Below are 22,056 nucleotides of genomic sequence, written 5' to 3'. Positions count from 1 at the left end.
CTGCCGCTGCGCGGCAAGATCCTCAACACCTGGGAAGTGGCCTCCGGCAGCGTGCTGGCCTCGGAGGAAGTGCACAACCTGGCGATCGCGATCGGCTGCGACCCGGGCAAGGAGGAGATCGACGGCCTGCGCTACGGCAAGGTGGTGATCCTGGCCGACGCCGACTCCGACGGCCTACACATCGCGACCCTGCTGACCGCGCTGTTCCTGCGCCACTTCCCCGCCCTGGTGCGCGCCGGTCACGTGTTCGTGGCGATGCCGCCGCTGTTCCGCGTGGACGTGGGCAAGCAGGTGTTCTACGCGCTGGACGAGGAAGAGAAGCGCTCGCTGCTGGACAAGATCGAACGCGAGAAGATCAAGGGCCAGGTCAGCGTCACCCGCTTCAAGGGCCTGGGCGAGATGAATCCGCAGCAGCTGCGCGAATCCACCATCCACCCGGACACCCGGCGCCTGGTGCAGCTGACCGTGGACGACGGCGACCAGACCCGCTCGCTGATGGACATGCTGCTGGCCAAGAAGCGCGCCGGCGACCGCAAGCAGTGGCTGGAGACCAAGGGCGACCTGGCGTCGCTGGAGGTCTGAGGCCGGGTGCGCGCGCTGGCGCTTCCAGTCAGCGCGTGCGCGGTCGTGCAGATGCCGCTTCCCCGGCCGACTCGGCGAGAGCCGTGTCGGGTTTGCACTAGCGGGTTGTGACTGCTCCCGAAAGCATCGTGTGGAAGCGACTTCAGTCGCGACGCGCGAAGCAGGCAGATGCCGGGGCATCATGCCGTCGGGACTGAAGTCCCTCCCACAACATCCCTGCCTGCGCGCCGCACGACCGGCGGATGCCGTCAGTTGCCTGCGCGGCATTGACGCCGCCTGGGCCGTCAGCCACGCGCAGGCGCCGCCGGCACCACGCCGGTGCAGTCGTGATCCTGCAGTTCCTCCGCACCGACCCCATCGCCGGGAAGCGCCGTGGCGGCCAGCAGCACGAAGCCCGGGCGACCATCGAACTCCGCGCCGACCACCGCCAGGGTCTGGTGCACCATGCTCTGCTGCGGCGGCAGGCTGCGCGCCAGCAGCGTCAGCGGATTCGCATCCAGTTCTTCGCCCTCCACGCGCATCGCCCGATAGGCGTGGCCGTGCAGCGGCTGCGGCAACGGTGCCCAGGCAGGGCCGATCGACGCCTGCATCGCCTGCAACTGGTCGCGCACCTGCGGCGCCAGGCAATCGATATGGACATGCAACTGGTCCTGCGAACGCGCCGAGGGCGGGTTGATCGTCAGGCTGGTCAGTTCGCGCGGCAGCGGCCGGTTCAACAACCGCTCGACCCGGGTGCGCGCCTGCCAGGCCAGGCCCAGCCAGTTCGGCGCGCCGGCGGCACGCGCGCGCGGATCTTCGATCCCGCTCACCGGCACCGTCGGAATCAGCAGGTACTGGTAGTCGCCGCGCAGGTCCTTCATCAAGGCATAGCGTTGGCCGGGCTCGGCATGCACTTCGCTGCAAGGGGCCGGATCGGCGCCGGCGCGCGCCTGCGGCAGGCAGCGCGTGCTCAACAGCCGCCACAGGCGCTGGCGATCGTGGGCATGCGGATCGTGCGCCGCCGGCGACTCGGCCACGGACGGCGGCGCAGGCACGCTGGCGCAGCCGGCCAGCAACGCCGCCAGGAACAGGCTTAGCGGCAGGCGAAAACGAAGGACGGGCATGCGCAGCAGACCGGACACGGGACGGACCGGCGATTGTAGCCAGCGCCGATGAACCGGCATGACTAGGGCGTGTCACCCATCCCCGAGCATGCCGCGCCGCGATTGCGCGTGCCTGTGGCAAGGAAGAGCGAGGAATTGGACGTCCGTCCACGCCCGAGCGATGACGCGGCCACGGGCGCGCGCAACCGCGGCCCTTCGGGTTGGGCCTGGCAGGCGCGCTGCCGGCGCCGCGCGGCTTGACCTGACGGCCAGTCAGGCGCTGCGCCACGCAACGCCGGCAACGCGCCTGCCAGACCCAACGCGGCATACTCGGGGATGGGTGACACGCCCTAGGCCGCGCCGCCGCCGACCATGGCTTTGTGCACATCCGCCGCGCCGACGCCGCGGCCTAGCATGCCGGCTCCCTTCCTGCGAGCGACCGCCCGTGCCGACCTTCCCTTCCGTGCTGCTGGCCGTGCTGCTGGCGGCGATGCCGATGACCGCGGCGCTGGCCGCCGATGCCGATGCGGGCAATGCCGACAAGGGCGACAAGCCCGCCGCCGCCGAACCGGCGCCGCTGCCGGCCGACGCGCAGACCAGCCAATCCACCCAGCTCGACGGCCGCACCCTGCGCTACACGGTCAAGGTCGGCACGCTGCCGGTGAAGGACAAGCAGGGCAAGGTCGTCGCCGACGTGGTCTATACCGCCTACACCATGGACGGCAAGGACCGTCCGGTCACCTTCGCGCTCAACGGCGGCCCCGGCGCGGCCTCGGTGTACCTCAACCTGGGCGCGATCGGGCCGAAGGTGGTGGCGTTCGGCAGCGAGGGCGACAGCGCCTCGGCGCCGGCGCAGCTGCGCGACAACCCCGGCACCTGGCTGGACTTCACCGACCTGGTGTTCATCGACCCGGTCGGCACCGGCTTCAGCCGCTCGCGCGTGCCCGACGAGCAGGCCAAGAAGCAGTTCTACAACCCGCAGGCCGACATCGAGTACCTCTCGCGCACCATCTACGACTGGCTGCTGAAGAACCAGCGCCTGCAGTCGCGCAAGTACCTGGTCGGCGAAAGCTACGGCGGCTTCCGCGGCCCGCGCATCACCCACTACCTGCAGACCAAGCTCGGCGTGGCGATGAACGGCGTGGTCCTGGTCTCGCCGTATCTGAACCCGACCCTGGACGACAACGGCGACGTCTCGCCGCTGCCGTGGATGCTGACCCTGCCGTCGATCACCGCCGCACGCCTGGAACGCGAGGGCAAGCTGACCCCGGAAGCGATGCGCCAGGTGATCGACTACACCCGCGGCGACTACGTCACCGCGCTGCTGCGCGGGCGCTCCGACCCGGCCGGCACCACCCGGATGATCCAGCAGGTGACCGCGATGACCGGCCTGGACCCGGCCTTCGTGCGCCGCGCCGGCGGCCGCCTGGAGACCCAGGCCTACCTGCGCGAGGTGTTCCGCGACAAGGGCGAACTGGGCAGCCGCTACGACTCCAACGTCACCGCCTTCGACCCGTTCCCCAACGCCCCCGAGCAGCGCGCCAACGACCCGCTGCTGGACAGCATCATCGCCCCCACCACCACCGCGATGGTCGATTTCGTGACCCGCGTGGTCGGCTGGAAGGTCGACGCCCGCTACGAGGCGCTGAACTACGACGTGAACCGGCTGTGGGACTGGGACGACGAACTGCGCAAGGGTTCGGTGACGCAGTTGCGCCAGTCGGTGGCGATCGACCCGAAGCTGCGCGTGCTGATCGTGCACGGCTGGAACGACCTGTCGTGCCCGTTCATGGGCTCGGTGCTGACCGTGGACCAGATGCCGGTGATGGGCAACGACCCGACCCGCGTGCAGGTCAAGAACTACCCCGGCGGCCACATGTTCTATAACCGCGCCGACAGCCAGCGCGCGCTGCGTCAGGACGTGATGGCGATGTATCGGGCGAATTGATGGGAATGGGGAATTGGGAATGGGGAATCGCAAAAGCGGTTCCCCACTCGTCGAGACAATACCCCGACCTGCGTGGTTCGGGAGTGCTATCGCGATGGAGTCACTTGGCTACGCGACGTCGCCACGCAGGCAACACTCGTTGCGACAAGAGGACGTAAGACGTATCCAGATTCCTTTCGGAGGGCGACATCGTCACCGTTCGCGGGAAATCTATGCTTTTACGATTCCCGTTTCCCCACTCCCGATTCCCGGCTCCCTCACACCCACCCAGCCAAGGCGAATCCCCGGAAAATCAGATACGCCACGCCGGCGGCGGCCGGGATCGTCAGGATCCAGGCCCAGACGATGCGTTCGATGACGCCGAAGCGCAGCGAGCGCGGGTTCTTGGCGAAGCCCACGCCCATGATCGCGGTGGAGATGCTGTGGGTGGTGGACACCGGCATGCCGAAATGCGCGGCCAGGGTCAGGATCGTGGCCGAGCTGGTCTCCGCGGCGAAGCCGTGGATCGGATGCAGCTTGACCATCTTGTGGCCCAGGGTCTTGATGATCTTCCAGCCGCCGGAGGCGGTGCCGGCGGCCATCACCACCGCGCAGGTCAGCACGATCCAGGTGGCGATGCCCTGCCCCTGGCTGGCGTCGGGATGCAGGAACGCCAGCCACGACGGCAGGTCGTCCAGGGCGCCGGTGCTCTGCGCGCCGATCAGGGTCATGGCGATGATGCCCATGGTCTTCTGCGCGTCGTTGTGGCCGTGCGCGTAGCCCATGTACGCGGCCGAGGCGATCTGCGCCTTGCCGAAGAAGGCATTGACCCAGCGCGGCCGCGCCAGCCGCCCGAGCGGACCGCCCAGCTTGGCCAGGCCGGCGATCGCCGCCCACAGCAGCAGCATCACCGCGATGCCGAGCAGGAAGCCGGCGATCGGCGAGGTGACCATCGGCACGAACACCTTCCACAGCAGGCCCTTGTTCTTGGCCCAGTCGCCGAGGTTCTGCGACCAGATCAGCGCGCCCCAGTCGTTGTGCGCGGCGGCCAGGCCGGCGCCGCACAGGCCGCCGATCAACGCATGCGAGGACGAGGACGGCAGGCCCTTCCACCAGGTGATCAAGTTCCAGACGATGCCGCCGAGCAGCGCGCACAGCACCACCTGCGGGGTCACCGCGATCACGTCGGTGTTGAGCAGGCCGGAAGCGATGGTCATCGCCACGGCGGTGCCGGTCAGCGCGCCGACCAGGTTCATCGCCGCGGCCAGCATCACCGCCCAGCCGGGGCTGAGCACCTTGGTGGCGACCACCGTGGCGATCGAGTTGGCGGTGTCGTGGAAGCCGTTGATGAACTCGAACACCAGCGCCGCCAGGATCACGATCAGGACCAGGGTCAGCATCGGCGCGCCTCCACGCACGCGGCGGCGGCGGTCAGCGCGCGCAGGGCGCCACGGCCGCGCAGGCAGCAACTCCGCAGCGCGTCCATCAGGAGTTCTTCAGCACGATCTGGTAGACCACCACGCCGGCCTCGCGGCAACGGTCGATGGCCTTCTCCAGGATTTCGAAGAACTCCTTGAGCAGGAACATCTGCAGGTTGTCCAGGCGCCCGGAGTAGATGTCGCGGTACAGCTCCAGCATCAGCCGGTCGGCCTCGTTCTCCAGCGAGCGCAGCTTGTCGTTGAGCGCGCTCATCCGGTCCAGGTTCATGTGGCGCAGGTCGTGGACCATCTCCACCACCACCGCCGCAGCCTGCTCCAGCATCGCCGAGCGCGGCGCGAAATCGATGTGCTCCAGGTGCTGGATCGCCAGCGAATAGCGATCGGCGAACTTCTCCACCTGCTTGGGGATCTTGTACAGGGCCGAGCCCAGGGCCTCGATGTCCTCGCGCTCGATCGGGGTCATGAAGCTGTCCACCAGCGCCTGGCCGATCTTGTCGGACGCGGCGCGCTCGCGCAGGCGCGCCAGCTTGAAGCCGTCCAGCGCCGGCTGCCGGTCGGACTCGCGCATCATCGCGTGCAGGGCCTTGGTGCTGTCGTAGGCGGCCTGTGCCGCCTCGTCGAGCAGGGTGTAGAACTGCTTGCCGGAACCGAAGATGGTCTGCAACGAAAACATGCAACGCGCTTCCCGCCGTCGCGGGGAGGACGGCACTGGGGCGGAATTATGACTGTTTGCTGACACCTGCGGGTAGTCGCGGCCCCGGGCCGGCCCTGGCGACGTCGGCGCGGCGTGGACGCGGCCCCCGCCCGGGTTTGTTACCATCGCCGCCGCGCCCTTCGCGGGCGCACCCTATGGACGACCACCCCACACCCCCTCCCCCGCGCCGCAATGGCGCCCATGTCCCCGCTTTCCTTGGCGCCAAGGAGCGCGCGCATGCTTGAACTGTTGATCGTTGCAGCCCTCATCCTGCTCAACGGTTTCTTCGCGATGTCCGAGATGTCGCTGATGACCTCGCGCAAGAGCCGGCTGAAGCAGATGGCCCAGTCCAGCACGCGCGCGGCCAAGGCGCTGGCGCTGGCCGAGAACCCCGAGCACTTCCTGTCCACCGTGCAGATCGGCATCACCGCCATCGGCATCCTCACCGGTACCTTCGGCGGCGAGGCCATGGGCGTGGCGATCGCGGCCAAGCTGCAGGCGCTGTTCCCGGCGCTGGCGGCCAACTTCACCCTGTTCGGCGATCCGCAGCCGTGGTCGGCGCTGATCGGCAAGACCCTGGCGATCGTGCTGATCACCTTCCTGACGCTGATCTTCGGCGAACTGGTGCCCAAGCGCCTGGCCCTGACCCGTTCGGAGGTCATCGCCGGCTTCGTCGCCATCCCCATGGGCTGGCTGGCCCGGATCGCCGCGCCGTTCGTCTGGGTGCTGTCGCGCTCGACCCGGCTGGTGCTGCGCCTGCTCGGCCTGGGCAAGGAGGAATCGGCCTCGGTGACCGAAGAGGAAATCCGCATGCTGGTGGCCGAGAGCCACGAGGCCGGCGTGATCGACGCGCACGAGCGCGACATGATGAACCGGGTCATGCGCCTGGGCGACCGCACCGCCGACAGCCTGATGACCCCGCGCAACCGCATCGCCTGGCTCGATGCCAACGCCGAGCCGCAGCGCAACCTGCAGGTGATGCGCGAACACGAGTTCTCGCGCTACCCGGTGTACCGCGGCAGCGACCAGGACATCGCCGGCGTGCTGGAGGTGAAATCGCTGGTCACGCGCATGGACGGCGACGCCACCCAGTTGTTCCAGAGCCTGCGCGACACCTTGTTCGTGTCCGAGTCCACCCACGCGATGAAGCTGCTGGAGATCTTCCGCGAAGAGCAGCAATCGATGGCGCTGGTGGTGGACGAGTACGGCGAGATCCAGGGCCTGGTGACGATCAGCGACCTGATGGGCGCGGTGGTCGGGCGCCTGCAGTCGGCCGACAACGCCGACGAGGACGCGCTGGTGGTGACCCGCGCCGACGGCTCGCTGCTGATCGACGGTTCGCTGGCGATCGAGGACCTGCGCGAACTGCTGGGCGGCGCCGAGCTGCCCAGCGCCGAGGAAGGCGACTACAACACCCTGGCCGGCCTGTGCATCTACTACTTCGGGCGCATCCCGCACGCCGGCGAGTTCTTCGACTGGGCCGGCTGGCGCATCGAGATCGTGGACCTGGACGGCGCGCGCGTGGACAAGCTGCTGCTGCGCAGGCTGCAGGACGAGAACAGCGATGACATCACCGGGTGACGCACCCGGCGGCGCGCCGCACGAGGGCGACCACGGCTACAGCGCCGAGGGCATCCGCACCCTGCTCGACACCTTCGTCCTCGGCGACCCGGACGAACACCTGCGGCTACGGCTGATCCTCGCCGACCTGCAGCAGAGCGCGTTCGGCGTGTTCCTGTTCGTGGCGATCCTGCCGGCGTTCCTGCCGGTGCCGGGCCTGGCCGGCGGCATCAGCGGGCCGCTGGTGACGCTGATCGGCCTGCAGATGCTGATCGGCCTGCGCAAGCCGTGGCTGCCGCGCTTCATCGGCGAGCGCGGGCCGCGCCGCCGCACCATGCAGCGCTTCGTCGGCCGCATCGCGCCGTGGCTGCGGCGCCTGGACCGACTGCTCAAGCCGCGCCTGCCGATGCTGGTCGATACCCTGCCGGCGCGCGCCTTCAGTGGGCTGCTGCTGATCGTGCTGGGGATCCTGCTGTCGCTGCCGATTCCGTTCACTAACTACGCCTTCGGCGCGATGCTGTTGCTGTTCGCGCTGGCGCTGCTGGAACGGGACGGCGGGCTGATGCTGCTGTCGTGGCTGGGCAGCATCGCCGTGGCGCTGAGCCTGGGATTGGCCTCGGACCAGGTGGTCGACCTGGGCCGGGAGTGGATGCACAAGCTGCGCTGAGCGCACGCGGCAGTGGAGCGCCCGCTGCCCGCTTACTTCACCAGGTACAGTTCCATCTCGCTGGCGAACACGTTGCGCATGTGCGACGGCCGCACGGACGCACCCTTGGCCGGGCGTTCCGGCGTCTGGGCGCGCAGGCGCTCCAGGCATTTGCTCATCTGTTGCAAGGCCGCCTCCAGTCCACATTCGTGCACCGGCGCCATCGGATGCTGTGCGTTCATTGCCGATCCCCCTGTTCGCGTCAGTTGTACGGCCGTGTCCCGAGGCCGAACGCCACGCTGATGCGCGACGCGAAACGATGACATACCCGGGAAAATCAAGACATCGTGAAAGCGGTGCGCGGTGTGATGCCCATCAACGCAAATATGGCAATGAGCGCCCGCGCGCGTCTGCGCGTGTAGACACCCGCGCAGATACGCGCATCACGCGGCCGCGGCGACCTGCGTCCAGGCCTCCGACGCCAGTTGGAACGAGCGCAAGCGCGCCGCGTGATCGTGGATGTTGGCGGTCAGCAGCAACTCGTCCGGGCGGTGCCGCGCGACGAAGTCGGACAGGCCCTGTGCGACCGCGTCGACATCGCCCAGCACCGTGCAGGACAGTGCGCGTTCCACACCCAGCCTCTCGTGCGGCGCCCAGAACGCCTCGATGTCGTCGATCGGCGGCGGAATCAGCCCGGGACGGCCGCGGCGCAGGTTGACGAAGCTCTGCTGTTGGGTGGTGAACAGACGCCGCGCCTCGGCCGTGGACGCGGCGGCCACCACGTTCAGGGCCAGCACCGCGTATGGCGCCTGCAGGCGCGTGGAAGCGCGGAACTCGCGACGATACACCGCCAGCGCCTCGTCCATCGCATCCGGGGCGAAATGCGAGGCAAAGGCGAACGGCAGGCCCATCGCCGCGGCCAGGCGCGCGCTGAACAGGCTGGAGCCGAGCAGCCACACCGGCACCTCGATGCCGGCACCGGGCACGGCGCGCACCAGTTGCCCCTCCACGGCCGGCTCGAAATAGCGCAGCAGTTCGGCCACGTCGTGCGGGAACTGGTCGGCACTGTCGAAGTAACGGCGCAACGCGCGTGCCGTGGCCTGGTCGGTACCGGGTGCGCGCCCCAGCCCCAGGTCGATGCGACCGGGATACAGCGAGGCCAGCGTGCCGAACTGCTCGGCCACCTGCAGCGGCGCATGGTTGGGCAGCATGATGCCGCCGGCGCCGACGCGGATGCGCTTGGTGCCGCCGGCCACGTGCCCGATCAACACCGCGGTGGCGGCGCTGGCGATGCCGGGCATGTTGTGATGCTCGGCCAGCCAGTAGCGGTGGTAGCCCCAGCGTTCGGCGTGCTGGGCCAGGTCCAGCATGTTGGCGAAGGCGGCGCTGGTGTCGCTGCCTTCGCAGACCGGGGCGAGGTCGAGGATGGAGATCGGCATCATGGTGAGGCGGGTTCCTGCAGGCGATGCCGACGAGATGGGGGCGCGCGGCGCCGCTTGCAGGGCGCGCGGCCGGAACGCTGATTTGCGCTGGATGTGGATGTGGATGTGGGTGTGGGCAGGAGGATGCTTGGCTGGCGGTCGTACCCTCACCCCAACCCCTCTCCCGGTGGGAGAGGGGCTTTGGCTCTTCCTTCTCCCCTCGGGAGAAGGTGCCCCGAAGGGGCGGATGAGGGTACGGGCGAAGCCTCGCATCGTCAGACCGGCAGGCGTTGCGGGCGCCGTACCCTCACCCCAACCCCTCTCCCGGTGGGAGAGGGGCTATCGCTCTCCCTTCTCCCGCCGGGAGAAGGTGCCCCGAAGGGGCGGATGAGGGTACGGGCGAAGCCTCGTGTCGCCAAACCCCCGCGAGCGCTGCGCGCCGTACCCTCACCCCAACCCCTCTCCCGAGGGGAAAGGGGCTTTGGCGAGCCGCACTACGGCGCTACCACGCCGGTTGCACGGTGCGCCGGCTACGCTGGCGCCCCCTGCTTTCTCCTGGTCGCCGCCATGCCGCTGATTCCATCGCCCGCCCCCGTCCCAGCCCTGCCCTTACGCGACCGTGTGGTGCTGGTCACCGGCGGCGCCCAGGGCATCGGCCGCGGCGTGGTGCAGGCAGTGCTGGGCGCTGGCGGCAACGTCGTGTTCGGCGATCTCGATGCCGATGCCGGGCGTGCCTGCGTGGCCGAGCTGGACGTCGGCGAACACCTGCTGTTCCGTCGCGTCGACGTGGCCGCCGAAGCGAGCGTGCGCCGCTTCGTCGATGCCGCGCTGACCCGGTTCGGCCGCATCGATGGACTGGTCAACAACGCCGGGATCGCCGATCCGCATACCGGCCCGCTGGCGCAATTGTCGCTGCGCGAATGGAACCGGCGGCTGGGGGCGAGCCTGGGCGGTGCGTTCCTGTGCAGCAAACATGCCCTGCCGGCGTTGCGCGACAGCCGCGGCGGCGGCGCCATCGTCAACATCGCGTCCACCCGCGCGCGGCAGTCCGAACCGGACACCGAGGCGTACGCCGCGTCCAAGGGCGGACTGGTGGCCTTCACTCATGCGCTGGCGATCAGCGCCGGGCCGGCGGTGCGGGTCAACTGCATCAGCCCCGGCTGGATCGCCACCGACGCCTGGCGCAAGCCGAATGCGCGGCGCACGCCCAAGCTGTCGCGCCAGGACCATGCGCAGCACCCGGCCGGGCGGGTCGGTGAGCCGCCGGACATCGGCGCGCTGGCGGTCTACCTGTTGTCGGCGCAGGCCGGCTTCATCACCGGCCAGGAATTCGTGGTCGATGGCGGGATGACGCGCAAGATGCAGTACGCCTGAGGGCGTGGGGATTGGGGAGTCGGGATTGGGGATTCGTTAAAGCGGGTGTTGCCTTACCTGACGGGCCACGTGCATAGCTGGCAGCAACCCGCCTTTGCCAATTCCCAATTCCGAATCCCCAATCCCGCGGCAATCAGCCGCCCACCATCGGCCGTAACTGCGGATCCAGCGCCACGCGCTCGTCGAAGACGAAGCAGCGGCCGTCGTAGCCTTCGCCCCCCACTTCCTCGAAGTAGCCGAGGATACCGCCGTCCAGCTGCAGCACGTTGTCCATGCCGTCGGCGCGCATCCACAGCGCGGCCTTCTCGCAGCGGATGCCACCGGTACAGAAGCTGACCACGGTGGTGTCGGCCAGCGCCGCGCGATGCGGGGCCAGCGCTTCCGGCAGCTCGGTGAACTTGACGATCGGCAGGGTCAGCGCGCCAGCGAAGGTGCCGTAGGCCACTTCCTGCGCATTGCGCGTGTCCAGCAGCACCACGCGCCGGCCAGTATCGTCGTGCCCCTGGCGCAGCCAGCGCTGCAGCGTGGCCGGCGCCACCGCCGGCGCGCGCGCCGCCTCCAGCGGCGAGGCGGCGTCGCGGCGGAAGCTGATGATCTCCGGCTTGACCTTGACCTTCAGCCGCGCGAACGGCTGCTGCGCACTGGGGCTGGTCTTGACGCGCAGATCGGCGAAGCGCGGGTCGGCGCGCAGCTGCGCGTAGAAGCCGTCGATCGCCGCCGGCGCACCGGCCAGGAACAGGTTGATGCCCTCGCCCGCCACCAGCACCGTGCCGCGCAAGTCGCCGTCCTGCGCCCAGGCATGCAATTGCGCGGCGAGCGCGTCGGGGTCGGCGATGGCGACGAAGTGGTAGGCGGCGGTGTTGGCGATCATCGGTGCATTTTAGAGCCTGCGACGCACGACCGCTGCAGCAGCACGGTCCGCGCCTCCCGCGCACCGGCGCTTCGGCGAAGCGCGTCGAGGCATGCCCCCAAGCGCCAGCGTCACCGCTAGCCGCGCAGCAAAAGGAACGGCAGCAGCACCAGCGAAGCGACCAGCAGCATGCCCAGCAGCGTCGCCAGCACGAACAGCGGGCGCTGCCGCAACAGGCTGGCGAAGGTCTCGGCGCTGCCGTCGCGCAGCACCGCGGCGCGCTCGGCGCGGGCGCGTTCGCCGCGCTGGGCCTGGTACTCGGCCAGCAGCGTCTTGGCCCGCGCCTGCTCGGCGTCCTCGCGCAACCAGATGCCACCGGCGGAGATGCCGAAGGTGCCGGCGCGGGTTTCGTAGTAGCCGATGCCGGCGGCGTCGAGCAGCGCGCAGACCTCGGCGCGTTCGTCGTCGGGCACGTGGCGCAGGTTGAGCAGCAGTTTGGCCATGCACCGCATGATAGCCGCTGCGGCGATGCGCTACCCTTGCACGCCCTGCCCGCCGTGGACGTCCCGCATGCGCCGAATCCTGCTGCTGTTGAGCCTGTCGTTGCCGGCGTGGCTGCTGATTGGCTGCACCCCGCCGGGTCCGCCGCCCGGCGGCAGCATCGCCGCGTTCCAGGCCACCGACGAGCGCGTCGGCGACGGCGCCGAGGCCCGCCCCGGCAGCCGGGTCACCGTGCACTACACCGGCTGGCTGTACGACGAGCACGCCAAGGACAAGCGCGGCGAGAAGTTCGACGCCTCGGCCGACCACGGCCAGCCCTTCAGCTTCGTGCTCGGCGCCGGCCAGGTGATTCGCGGCTGGGACGAGGGCGTGGCCGGCATGCGCGTGGGCGGCAAGCGCCTGCTGATGCTGCCGTCGGACTACGGCTACGGCGACAGCGGCGCCGGCGGGGTGATCCCGCCGGGCGCCTCGCTGGTGTTCGAGGTCGAACTGCTCGATGTCCAGCCGCGTTGAGCCGACTGCGCCGATGCCCGCCAGCAAGCACGCCGCGCCGGTGCACGGCCGTCTCGCCATCGTCGGCGGCGGCCCGGCGGGGCTGATCGCCGCCGAGACCGCGCGCGCCGCCGGCGCCGAGGTCGACGTGTACGAGGCCAAGGGCTCGGTGGGACGCAAGTTCCTGATCGCCGGCAAGGGCGGCCTCAACCTGACCCACTCCGATCCGTTCGAGCGCTTCGTCGCCCGCTATCGCGAGCGCGCGACGGCGGTCGGCGAGTGGCTGGCCGACTTCGATGCCGACGCGCTGCGCGCCTGGGCGCAGGCGCAGGGCGTGGAGACCTATGTGGGCAGCTCCGGCCGGGTGTTCCCGCTGGATCGCAAGGCCGCACCGCTGCTGCGCGGCTGGGTGCGGCGGCTGAAGGACGCAGGCGTGCGCTTCCACGTGCAGCAGCGCTGGCTGGGCTGGGACGCGGACGGCGCGCTGCGTTTCGCCGGTGCCGACGGCGAGCAGCGCGTGCAGGCCGATGCCTGCGTGCTGGCGCTCGGTGGCGGCAGCTGGCCGCAACTCGGTTCCGACGGCGCCTGGCAGGACACGCTGCGCGCGCGCGGCGTGGAGGTGGCGCCGCTGCAGCCGGCCAACTGCGGCTTCGACGTGGACTGGAGCGCCTATTTCCGCGAACGCCACGCGGGAGCCCCGCTGAAGCCGGTGGTCGCGCATTGGCACGATGCGCAGGGCCAGGCACAGTCGCTGCAGGGCGAATGCGTGGTCGGCGAGCATGGCATCGAGGGCAGCCTGATCTATGCACTGGCCGCGGATCTGCGCGATTCCATCGCCGCACTCGGCCCGGCCACGCTGTGGCTGGACCTGGCACCGGGCCGCGACCTGCCGCGGCTGCAGGCCGAACTGGGCAAGCCGCGCGGCGGCCGCAGCTTCGGCGAACATCTGCGCCGCCAGGTCGGCATCGACGGGGTCAAGGCGGCGCTGCTGTTCGAGATCCTCGGCAAGCAGGCCGGCCAGGATCCGGCGCTGGCCGCGGCCACGCTCAAGCGCCTGCCGCTGACCCTGCTACGCCCGCGGCCACTGGCCGAGGCGATCAGCAGCGCCGGCGGCGTGCGCCTGGAAGCGCTGGATGCGCAGTTGATGCTGCGGGCGCTGCCCGGCACCTTCTGCGCCGGCGAAATGCTCGACTGGGAAGCGCCGACCGGCGGCTACCTGCTCACCGCGTGCTTCGCCAGCGGCGTGCGCGCCGGGCGCGGCGCGGTGGCCTGGCTGCAACGCGCCACGCGCTGAGCGGCGCCGGCACGCGACTGGCCGGAATGGCCAGTGACCTTCGGGCCTGTCGTCGTCGTGGCCGCACGACGTATTCCTGCACGGACGTGGCGACCGCGGCTGTCTCGCGGTTCCAGCTCACCTCCCGCCTGGAGCGACGCATGCGTCCATCGATCCTGTTCTGCGCACTTGGCCTGGCCGGCAACGTCGTGGCCGCGAGCGCCGCGCCCAGCACCAGCCCGAAGATCCGGCAGGTCGAGCAAGGCCTGTTGCCGGCCGTCGTCATCCAGAACCAGGCAGGCGCGCAACTGTCGCTGCGTGGCCAGATGGACGCGCTGCACGTCCCGGGCGTGGCGATCGCGGTGATCCGTCGCGGCCGCGTCGCCTGGGCCAAGGGCTATGGCGTCACCGCCACCGGTGGGACCGCGGTCGACGCCAGGACCCTGTTCCAGGCCGGCTCGGTGAGCAAGCCGGTGGCGGCGATGGCGGCCTTGTCCCTGGTCCAGGACGGACGCGTGGCGCTGGACGCCCCGGTCAATGCGCGACTGACCTCGTGGACCCTGCCCGATTCCGCCGACAGCCACGACCATCCGGTGACCCTGCGCCAACTGCTGTCGCACACCGCCGGCACCAGCGTGCACGGTTTCGATGGCTACGCCCGCGGCGCCGCCGTGCCCACCCTGCAGCAGGTACTCGACGGCCAGGCGCCGGCGAACTCGGCGCCGGTGCGGGTGGAGGCGCCGGTCGGGGTGCGCTACCGCTATTCGGGCGGCGGCTACACGGTGATGCAGCAGTTGCTGATCGACGTCGGCGGGCAGGACTTTCCAACGCTGCTGCAGCAGCGCGTGCTGGCGCCGCTGCGCATGCGCGCCAGCAGTTTCCGCCAGCCGTTGCCCGCACGCGATCTGGCGCACGCGGCGCAACCGCACGATGCCAATGGCGCGCCGGTGGCAGGCGGCCCGCACACCTACCCGGAACTGGCCGCGGCCGGCCTGTGGACCAACGCGCAGGACCTGGCGCGCTATGCGATCGAACTGTGCGATGCGCAGGCCGGTCGCGGCCGCGTGCTGTCCGCCGCCAGCGCCCGCGCCATGATGACCCCGGTGCGGGACGGCTACGGCCTGGGCCTGAACATCGGCGGCGCCAGCGCGCGCAAGTACGTCTATCACGACGGTTCCAACGCCGGCTACAAGGCCACGCTGGTGGTGTATCCGCAAGGATGCGATGGCGCCGTGGTGCTGAGCAACGGCGACCAGGGCTACCAGTTGGGTCTGGAGATCGTGCGCGCCATCGCCGCGGCCTATGCCTGGCCGGATTTCCAGCCAATCCGGCGCACCGCCGTCGCGCTGGACATCGCCGCGCAACGGCGCTTCGTCGGCAGCTTCGCCATCCCCGAGCTGGGCACGTTCCGGATCCGCGAAGCGCAGGACCGCCTGCTGGTGGAACTGCGCAAGGATCAGGCCTACCCACTGATTCCCGCGTCGGATCACGCGTTCTTCTTGAGCGCGCAGGACATCATCATCCGCTTCGATACGCCCGGCGATGCCGACCAGGGCACGCTCGACGCCGATGGCGGTCACTATCCGTTCCGGCGCGTGGCCGCGGACAGCGCACCGTAGCCAGCGCGGGCATCGCGCCGGCAGACCGCGCTCAGAGGGTTGCGATCTGCACCCGCGCCTGCGGATCGCGCTTGGCCACGTACATGGCCTCGTCGGCGCGCTGGGTGAGCAGCACCGGATCGAAGCCGGGCCCGGCCTGCACGGCGATGCCGATGCTCGGCTGCAAGGGCAGGTGCCGACCACTGACCTCGCAGCCGTCCGCGCATGCCTCCATGATCCGCGCCGCGGCCGCCAGCACTTCGCGCCTGGCGTCGGCCAGGCCTTCCAGCAGCACCACGAACTCGTCGCCGCCCAACCGCGCGATGCTGTCCTGCCCGCGCAGGCAACGTTGCAGCAGCCGCGCGAAGTGCACCAGCAGCGCATCGCCGACGTGGTGGCCGAAACGGTCGTTGACGCTCTTGAAGTCGTTCAGATCCAGGAACATCACCGCCACCTGGCCTTGGCCACGGCGCTCGTTCATGCGCCGCCGCAGGGTCTGGTTCCAGGCCATGCGGTTCGGTAGCCCGGTCAGTTCGTCGCGCAGCGCGCGCTCTTCCAGCAGCCGCGCCAACCGGGTCTGCCCGGTGATGTCGCTGATCATCAGATGCAGGCCGATCCGCTGCGGCGCCAAGGCCACGTCTGGAATCAGGCTGAAATGCATGATCCGCAACGCATCGGTGGCATCGCACAGCTCGGCGTCGAACTGCGCCGGCACGCCCTGCAGCGCCGCCGGCAGGTGGGGTTGCAGCAGGGCCAGTTGCTGCGGATCCAGCACCTCGTGCAGGCGGCGGCCGATGATGCGCTCCGGCGCCAGCCCGAACCACGCCGCATACGGCCGGTTGACGAACTGGTAGCACAGGTCGTGGTCGAGGTAGGCGATCAGCGCCGGCGCGTTGTCGGCGATGGTGCGTAGCTGCGCTTCGCTGTCGCGCAGGCGGTGTTCGGCCAGGTGCTGCTCGGTGATGTCCTGGATGTGGGTGACGAAATGCAGCGGGCGCCGCTGTTCGTCGCGCACCAGCGACACCGACAGACGCGCACGCACGGTATGGCCGTCGCGATGGCGGTAGCGCTTTTCGCTGCGGTAGTCGCTGCGGCGGCCGGCGATCAACGCGGCCACCTGTTCCATGTCCTCGGCCAGGTCCTCGGGATGGGTCAAATCCTGGAAGCGCAGTTCCAGCAGCTCCGCGCGGCTGTAGCCGAGCATCGCGCACAAGGCGTCGTTGACGTCCAGCCAGTGCCCTTCCAGCGACACCAGCGCCATGCCGTGCGCGGCCGCCGAGAACGCGCCGGAGAAACGCTGCCCGGCCAGCAGCGCCGCATGCGACGCCGCGCGTTCGACGCTGACGTCGCGCATCACGCACACCGCGCCCAGGCTGCGCCCATCGCGGCCCTCCAGCCGTTCCGCATTGCACAGCACGCTGCGCGGCGGTTGTCCCTTGGCGGCGATCACCATTTCCGCATCGCGCACCGATTCACCGCGCCAGGCACGGACCAGCGGCACCTCGTCACTGGTCAGCAGCCGCTGGCCGCTGGCGTCGAACAGGTCGAAGTACTTCGCCCACTGTTCGGGCGGCAAGGCGCGTGGATCGGCGCCGTGCCACTGCCGCGCCACCTGGTTGAACTCGCCCAGCGTGCCATCGGCCTGGCACGACACCACGCCGTCGGGCATCGTCTCCAGCAGCAGGCTCAGCGTCTTGGCCTGGTCGTGGGCGATGCGTGCGTCGCGGCGCGCCTCCAGATGCGCGGTGACCTGCCTGGCCAGGCGCTGCAGAGCTTCGCGCTGGCGTGCGTCCAACTGCCGCGGACGGATGTCGATCACGCACAGGGTGCCGTAGCTGTAGCCCTGGTCGCCGATCAGCGGCATGCCAGCGTAGAAACGCAGGTGTGGCGCGCCGCACACCAGCGGGTTGCCGGCGAAACGCGGATCCAGCGTGGCGTCCGGCACCTCCAGCAACTGCGGCTCCAGCAAGGCATAGGTGCAGAACGCCATCTCGCGCGGATACCTGGTGGTGCCGGCAGGCAGGCCGCAACTGGCCTTGAGCCATTGCCGGCGCTCGTCGATCAGCGAAATCAGCGCGATCGGCACCTCGCACAACTGGCTGGTCAGCCAGATCAGGTCGTCGAACGCCGGTTCCGGTGCGGTATCCAGCATCCCCAGCTCGGCCAGCGCGCGCAGGCGCTCGGCTTCGTCGACGGGCAGCGGCGCGGGAACGACGTCGGGGACCGAGGGCTGATTCATGCGCGGCACGCTGAGAAGGAACCGGCACGATAACGGGCGGCGGCAGCGATGGCGAGCATGCGTGACCGATGCGGCGATGCAAAAAAAGCGAACGCCCCGCCCCGCTGCCGTCACAACGCACCGGTTGTGGGATGCCTACCTCACGGCACCCCCGGCGCGGCGCGCTTCTCCATGAACACGCAATCGAGGACGATCCCGCTGGGATGCGGGTAGCTTCCCTCGCTTACCACGGCATAGCCCTGCGCAAGGTAGAACGCCACCGCATTCAGCGCCGCGGCGAGATGGATGCGCGGACACGGCGCCAGGCGCTGCTCCAGCGCCTGCAGCAGGCGCCGGCCGCAACCGCGCCGACGGCGCCTCGCTCATTGCGACTTGCTGTCGCGCAGGCGACGGATGCGTTCCGGCGGCTGGAACGAATCGCTGCGCGCGTCGCCCCAGTAATCGTGGAAGACCGCATGGTCGGGCACGGTGCGCAGCAGTTCGCCCGGCTCCAGGTAGCGGTACAGCGAGGCCAGCGAGCGGATCTCCACCTGCGAGATGCGGCGCAGGATGTGCTCGGGCCCCAGTTGCGAAGGATGCGTCAGCCCGGCGGCACTGAGCAGTTCGCGCAGGGCCTTGAGCGTGTTGGCGTGGTAGTGCGCGACCCGGGTGGCCTTGTCGGTGGGGTCCAGGTGCTGCCAGCGGCGCCGGTCCTGGGTGGCGATGCCGGTCGGGCAGCGGTCGCTGTGGCAGCTCAGCGACTGGATGCAGCCCAGCGCGAACATGAAGCCGCGCCCGGCATTGCACCAGTCCGCGCCCAGCGCCAGGGTGCGCGCGATGTCGAAGGCGCTGGTGATCTTGCCGGCAGCGCCGAGCTTGATGCGCTCGCGGATGTCCAGCCCGACCAGGGTGTTGTGCACCAGCAGCAGGGCCTCGTGCATCGGCACGCCGACGTGGTCGATGAACTCCGCCGGCGCCGCGCCGGTGCCGCCCTCGGCGCCGTCGACGACGATGAAATCCGGGTACAGGCCGCTTTCCTGCATCGCCTTGGCGATGGCGAACCACTCCCAGGGGTGGCCGATGGCCAGCTTGAAACCGGTGGGCTTGCCGCCGGACAGTTCGCGCAGCCGCGCCACGAACTGCAGCAGCTCCAGCGGCGTGGAGAACGCCGAATGCCGCGACGGCGACACGCAGTCGCGGCCCATGGCGACGCCGCGGGTGGCGGCGATCTCGGCACTGACCTTGGCCGCCGGCAGCACGCCGCCGTGGCCCGGCTTGGCGCCCTGCGAGAGCTTGATCTCGATCATCTTGACCTGCTCCAGCGTGGCGTTGGCGACGAAGCGCTGCGGGTCGAAGCGCCCCTCCTCGTCGCGGCAGCCGAAGTAGCCCGAGCCGATTTCCCACACCAGGTCGCCGCCGCACTCGCGGTGGTAGGGCGAGATCGAGCCCTCGCCGGTGTCGTGGTAGAAGCCGCCCTGGCGCGCGCCGGCGTTGAGCGCGCGGATGGCGTTGGCCGACAGCGCGCCGAAGCTCATCGCCGAGATGTTGAACACGCTGGCTGCGTACGGCTGCGCGCAGCCGGCGCCGATGGTGACGCGGAAGTCGTGGTCGGCGATCTCGCTGGTGGCCAGCGAATGGTTGATCCATTCGTAGTCCGGCGCGTAGGTGCTGCGCTGGGTGCCGAACGGCACCACGTCCATCACGTTCTTGGCGCGCTGGTAGACCAGGGCGCGCTGCTGCCGCGAGAACGGCGCCTCCTCGATGTCGCTCTGCAGGAAGTACTGGCGCATCTCCGGGCCGACCGATTCCAGGCCGTAGCGGAAATGCGCCAGGATCGGATAATTGCGGCGCAGGGTGCTGCGGGTCTGCAGCAGGTCCACGGTGCCCAGCACCGCCAGCACCGCGAAGACGGCCACGCCCCAGCCCCACAGCGGCCAGATCGCGCACAGGGCGATGGACAGCGCCAGCAGCACGCAGCTGGCGATATAGGCTAGGTAGCGGTGCATCGCGGTCCTCGCAGGCGTCGGAAGCCGGCGAGTGTAGAGGGTGTCGCGGTCATGGCGTTGCAACCGCCATCGGGGCCGCTTGGCGCAGGTACAGCCAGCGCATGCCAATGCACCGGTGACACCAGACGGTACGCGCGCCCGAGAACTGCGCTACAGCCGGTCGTCCACCGCCGCGCGCGGCCACACCGACTTGACGTCGTAGACCACCAGATCGGGTGTGCCGAGCGCGCGGATCTGCGCCGCGTCCAGGTCGCGGTAGGCCGCGTGCGCCACCGCCAGCACCACCGCGTCGTAGCGGCCGGGCACCGGTTCTGGCAGCAGCTCGACGCCGTGCGCCTGCGCCGCCTGCGGATCGGCCCAGGGATCGCAGGCGTCGACGCGGGCGCCGGCCGCGGCCAGCGCCTGCACCAGCTCCAGCGCGCGGCTGTTGCGCAGGTCCGGGCAGTTCTCCTTGAAGGTGACGCCGAGCACCAGCACGGACGCATCGGCCATCGCCACGCCCTTGCCGGCCAGCAGTGCCTGCACCCGCGCGGCGACATGCGCGCCGACCCGGTTGTTGACCTGGCGCGCGGTGTGGATCAGGTCCGGGTGGTAGCCCACGCTCTCGGACTTGTGCAGTAGGTAGTACGGATCCACGCCGATGCAGTGGCCGCCGACCAGGCCGGGCCGGAACGGCAGGAAGTTCCACTTGGTGCCGGCCGCGTCCAGCACGTCCTGGGTATCGATGCCGAGGCGGTCGAAGATGAGGGCGAGTTCGTTGACCAGGGCGATGTTGACGTCGCGCTGGATGTTCTCGACCACCTTGGCCGCCTCGGCCACGCGGATCGACGGCGCGCGCCAGGTGCCGGCGGCGATGATGCCGGCATATAGCGCGTCCACCGCATCGGCGGCGGCCGGGTTCGAGCCGGAGGTGATCTTGCGGATGTCGGCCAGGCGCCGCTGGCGGTCGCCGGGATTGACCCGCTCCGGGCTGTAGCCGCAATGGAAGTCGACGTCGCAGCGCAATCCCGAGCCCTGCTCCAGCAGCGGCACGCAGACTTCCTCGGTGGTGCCCGGGTAGACGGTGGACTCGTAGATCACCAGGTCGCCGCGCTTGAGCACGCCGGCCAGCAACTCGCTGGCCTGGCGCAGCGGCTGCAGGTCGGGCTGCTCGTGCGCGTCGATCGGGGTCGGCACGGTGACGATGTACACGTTGCGGTCGCGCAGCGCCGCCGCGTCGTCGCTGTAGCGCAGGTGCACGCCGGCGCGCAGTTCCTCGGCCTCCAGTTCCAGGGTCTGATCGTGCCCGTCGCGCAGTTGCGCCACGCGCTGCGCATCGATGTCGTAGCCGAGCGTGTCGTGGCGGGCGCCGAACGCCACCGCCAGCGGCAGGCCCACATAACCGAGGCCGATCACGGCGATGCGCGGCGGCGCGGAATCGAGCACGGAAGCAACGGGCATGCCAGTCCTTTGCGGGCACCGGCAGCGGCGGCCGTCGGCGCGTGAGGGGGAAACGGGGTGCCCGCGGACGCGGACCTCGTGCATGGTAAGCCGCTGCAGCGGCGCGGACCAAGTCGATCCGCGGAACGCCGGGGCTGCGCTTGCGTGTCGCGCCTTCACGCGCATCGCGGGCCGCCTTCACAACGCCGTGTGTGAAAGGCGACGTCCAACATCACGCTTTGTGGCCGTGTGAGCGTGCGTCTTGTCATGCACACCACATGAGCACCACCTCACCTTTACGCACCGCGGCCTAGGGTGATGGAGCGGTGGCTGCCAGGGGGGCACCCTCCGCCTCCCTCTTTCCTCTCACTCAAGGAGAACTCGCGTGAGTCACGCTCCGAGCCTGCTCGTGGATGTCGAAGCCGAATTGGCGCATTGGAAGGCGCTGCACGCGGCGGGCAAACTGGGGTCGCAGTCGTTCAGCGAACATGCGCGCCTGATCAAGATGGCCTGCGATGTGTTCCTGCAGTTGCCGCGCGAATCCAACGACGTGCGATTGCAGCGCCTGCGTCAGCGCTACGACGCCGAACACCCCTGGCCGCGCATCGCCTGGAGCGATGCCGAAACCCTGGTCGTCGCCTGCTGGGCACGCCTCGACGGCTCCGAGCAGCACGACCGCCATCCGGATCCGGCGCCCACCCCCGCCTGATCCAGGAGGTTCGTCATGTCCCCGCCCGCCAACCGCGACAACGCCCACGATTCCCAGCAACGCAGCCACACGCCGGACAAGATCCACAACGACGACGCGCAGTGGAAGGATCGCGACCAACCCGATAGCGACCCCAAGCGCGACCACGCCGATCCCGAACACGACTATCCGCGGCCGGACGGCAGCGAGTAAGGACGCCAAGAATCCCGCTGCGGCACACCACGGTCGCCGCAGCGGCACCCCTCCCCAACCGCACCGAACGCCG

General features: G+C 69.9%; 19 protein-coding genes and 2 pseudogenes. 10 read left to right on the top strand and 11 right to left on the bottom strand.

All coding sequences use genetic code 11. The annotated features are described in order from the left end of the window. Window positions 1-582, top strand: a pseudogene (locus CEK68_RS12390) (DNA topoisomerase IV subunit B); the annotation flags it as partial. A 284-nt stretch (window positions 583-866) separates the two neighbouring features. Here CEK68_RS12390 and CEK68_RS12385 read toward each other — a convergent pair. Beyond that, window positions 867-1,685 carry a CDP-diacylglycerol diphosphatase gene (locus CEK68_RS12385; RefSeq protein ID WP_226977866.1) on the bottom strand — a complete coding sequence of 273 codons (819 nt, stop codon included), beginning with the start codon at window positions 1,683-1,685 and terminating at the stop codon, window positions 867-869. 424 nt (window positions 1,686-2,109) lie between these two features. Between CEK68_RS12385 and CEK68_RS12380 the strand changes: the two genes are divergently transcribed. After that, window positions 2,110-3,612, top strand: coding sequence for a S10 family peptidase (locus tag CEK68_RS12380; protein ID WP_017911074.1), 1,503 nt, complete (start codon window positions 2,110-2,112; stop codon window positions 3,610-3,612). Between the two features lie 257 nt (window positions 3,613-3,869). Here CEK68_RS12380 and CEK68_RS12375 read toward each other — a convergent pair whose 3' ends face one another. Further along, complete coding sequence (locus tag CEK68_RS12375) at window positions 3,870-4,991, bottom strand: inorganic phosphate transporter (RefSeq protein WP_043090722.1); 1,122 nt, start codon at window positions 4,989-4,991, stop codon at window positions 3,870-3,872. An 85-nt stretch (window positions 4,992-5,076) separates the two neighbouring features. Continuing rightward, window positions 5,077-5,703: a DUF47 family protein gene (locus CEK68_RS12370; protein ID WP_017911076.1), complete on the bottom strand. Its 627-nt coding sequence runs from the start codon at window positions 5,701-5,703 to the stop codon at window positions 5,077-5,079. 258 nt (window positions 5,704-5,961) lie between these two features. On the opposite strand from CEK68_RS12370, the gene CEK68_RS12365 reads away from it, so the two are divergent. Next, window positions 5,962-7,305 carry a hemolysin family protein gene (locus CEK68_RS12365; RefSeq protein WP_152239551.1) on the top strand — a complete coding sequence of 448 codons (1,344 nt, stop codon included), beginning with the start codon at window positions 5,962-5,964 and terminating at the stop codon, window positions 7,303-7,305. After that, window positions 7,289-7,951, top strand: coding sequence for an exopolysaccharide biosynthesis protein (locus CEK68_RS12360; protein WP_152238038.1), 663 nt, complete (start codon window positions 7,289-7,291; stop codon window positions 7,949-7,951). The genes CEK68_RS12365 and CEK68_RS12360 overlap by 17 nt, the downstream gene beginning before the upstream one ends. A 32-nt stretch (window positions 7,952-7,983) precedes the next feature. Here the strand turns inward: CEK68_RS12360 and CEK68_RS12355 are convergent, their stop codons facing one another. Continuing rightward, the gene (locus tag CEK68_RS12355) at window positions 7,984-8,172 is read right to left on the bottom strand and encodes a hypothetical protein (RefSeq protein WP_152239550.1); all 189 of its coding nucleotides are present in this window, start codon (window positions 8,170-8,172) and stop codon (window positions 7,984-7,986) included. Between the two features lie 201 nt (window positions 8,173-8,373). Then, entirely contained in the window at window positions 8,374-9,372 is a 999-nt protein-coding gene (locus CEK68_RS12350) for an LLM class flavin-dependent oxidoreductase (RefSeq protein WP_152239549.1), read from the bottom strand. 546 nt (window positions 9,373-9,918) lie between these two features. Here CEK68_RS12350 and CEK68_RS12345 point away from each other — a divergent pair. After that, window positions 9,919-10,725, top strand: coding sequence for a glucose 1-dehydrogenase (locus tag CEK68_RS12345; RefSeq protein WP_152239548.1), 807 nt, complete (start codon window positions 9,919-9,921; stop codon window positions 10,723-10,725). A 133-nt stretch (window positions 10,726-10,858) separates the two neighbouring features. Here CEK68_RS12345 and CEK68_RS12340 read toward each other — a convergent pair whose 3' ends face one another. Beyond that, entirely contained in the window at window positions 10,859-11,596 is a 738-nt protein-coding gene (locus tag CEK68_RS12340) for a sulfurtransferase (RefSeq protein ID WP_152239547.1), read from the bottom strand. Between the two features lie 116 nt (window positions 11,597-11,712). Further along, window positions 11,713-12,078, bottom strand: a complete 366-nt coding sequence (locus tag CEK68_RS12335; RefSeq protein WP_152239546.1) for a DUF6164 family protein — start codon at window positions 12,076-12,078, stop codon at window positions 11,713-11,715. A gap of 67 nt (window positions 12,079-12,145) precedes the next feature. Between CEK68_RS12335 and CEK68_RS12330 the strand changes: the two genes are divergently transcribed. From CEK68_RS12330 to CEK68_RS12320, 3 genes are all read left to right on the top strand, one after another. Further along, window positions 12,146-12,589 (top strand): FKBP-type peptidyl-prolyl cis-trans isomerase, encoded by a 444-nt coding sequence (locus CEK68_RS12330; RefSeq protein WP_017911084.1) that lies wholly within the window; start codon window positions 12,146-12,148, stop codon window positions 12,587-12,589. Window positions 12,590-12,602: 13 nt separating this feature from the next. Next, on the top strand, window positions 12,603-13,862 hold the full coding sequence (locus CEK68_RS12325; RefSeq protein ID WP_152239560.1) for a TIGR03862 family flavoprotein: 1,260 nt from the start codon (window positions 12,603-12,605) through the stop codon (window positions 13,860-13,862). A gap of 140 nt (window positions 13,863-14,002) precedes the next feature. Further along, window positions 14,003-15,460, top strand: coding sequence for a serine hydrolase domain-containing protein (locus CEK68_RS12320; RefSeq protein WP_152239545.1), 1,458 nt, complete (start codon window positions 14,003-14,005; stop codon window positions 15,458-15,460). A 31-nt stretch (window positions 15,461-15,491) separates the two neighbouring features. On the opposite strand, the gene CEK68_RS12315 is transcribed toward CEK68_RS12320, so the two are convergent. The 4 genes and pseudogenes from CEK68_RS12315 to CEK68_RS12300 form a co-directional block, all read right to left on the bottom strand. Then, entirely contained in the window at window positions 15,492-17,678 is a 2,187-nt protein-coding gene (locus CEK68_RS12315; RefSeq protein ID WP_152239544.1) for a diguanylate cyclase, read from the bottom strand. 140 nt (window positions 17,679-17,818) lie between these two features. Continuing rightward, window positions 17,819-18,019 (bottom strand): annotated as a pseudogene (locus CEK68_RS12310) (GNAT family N-acetyltransferase); the annotation flags it as partial. A 21-nt stretch (window positions 18,020-18,040) separates the two neighbouring features. Next, complete coding sequence (locus CEK68_RS12305) at window positions 18,041-19,663, bottom strand: FMN-binding glutamate synthase family protein (protein WP_152239543.1); 1,623 nt, start codon at window positions 19,661-19,663, stop codon at window positions 18,041-18,043. A gap of 150 nt (window positions 19,664-19,813) precedes the next feature. Continuing rightward, window positions 19,814-21,103, bottom strand: a complete 1,290-nt coding sequence (locus CEK68_RS12300) for a nucleotide sugar dehydrogenase (protein WP_148828395.1) — start codon at window positions 21,101-21,103, stop codon at window positions 19,814-19,816. A 364-nt stretch (window positions 21,104-21,467) separates the two neighbouring features. Between CEK68_RS12300 and CEK68_RS12295 the strand changes: the two genes are divergently transcribed. Further along, complete coding sequence (locus tag CEK68_RS12295; protein WP_017911090.1) at window positions 21,468-21,791, top strand: hypothetical protein; 324 nt, start codon at window positions 21,468-21,470, stop codon at window positions 21,789-21,791. A gap of 15 nt (window positions 21,792-21,806) precedes the next feature. After that, the gene (locus tag CEK68_RS21015) at window positions 21,807-21,983 is read left to right on the top strand and encodes a hypothetical protein (RefSeq protein WP_010341034.1); all 177 of its coding nucleotides are present in this window, start codon (window positions 21,807-21,809) and stop codon (window positions 21,981-21,983) included. The last annotated feature ends 73 nt before the right edge of the window (window positions 21,984-22,056 follow it).

This window comes from Xanthomonas sp. LMG 12461, assembly GCF_009192935.1.
Classification (GTDB): Bacteria; Pseudomonadota; Gammaproteobacteria; order Xanthomonadales; family Xanthomonadaceae; genus Xanthomonas_A; species Xanthomonas_A sontii.
The sequence above is the reverse complement of the archived record's forward strand: the minus strand, read 5'-3'. Positions and strand labels throughout refer to the sequence as shown.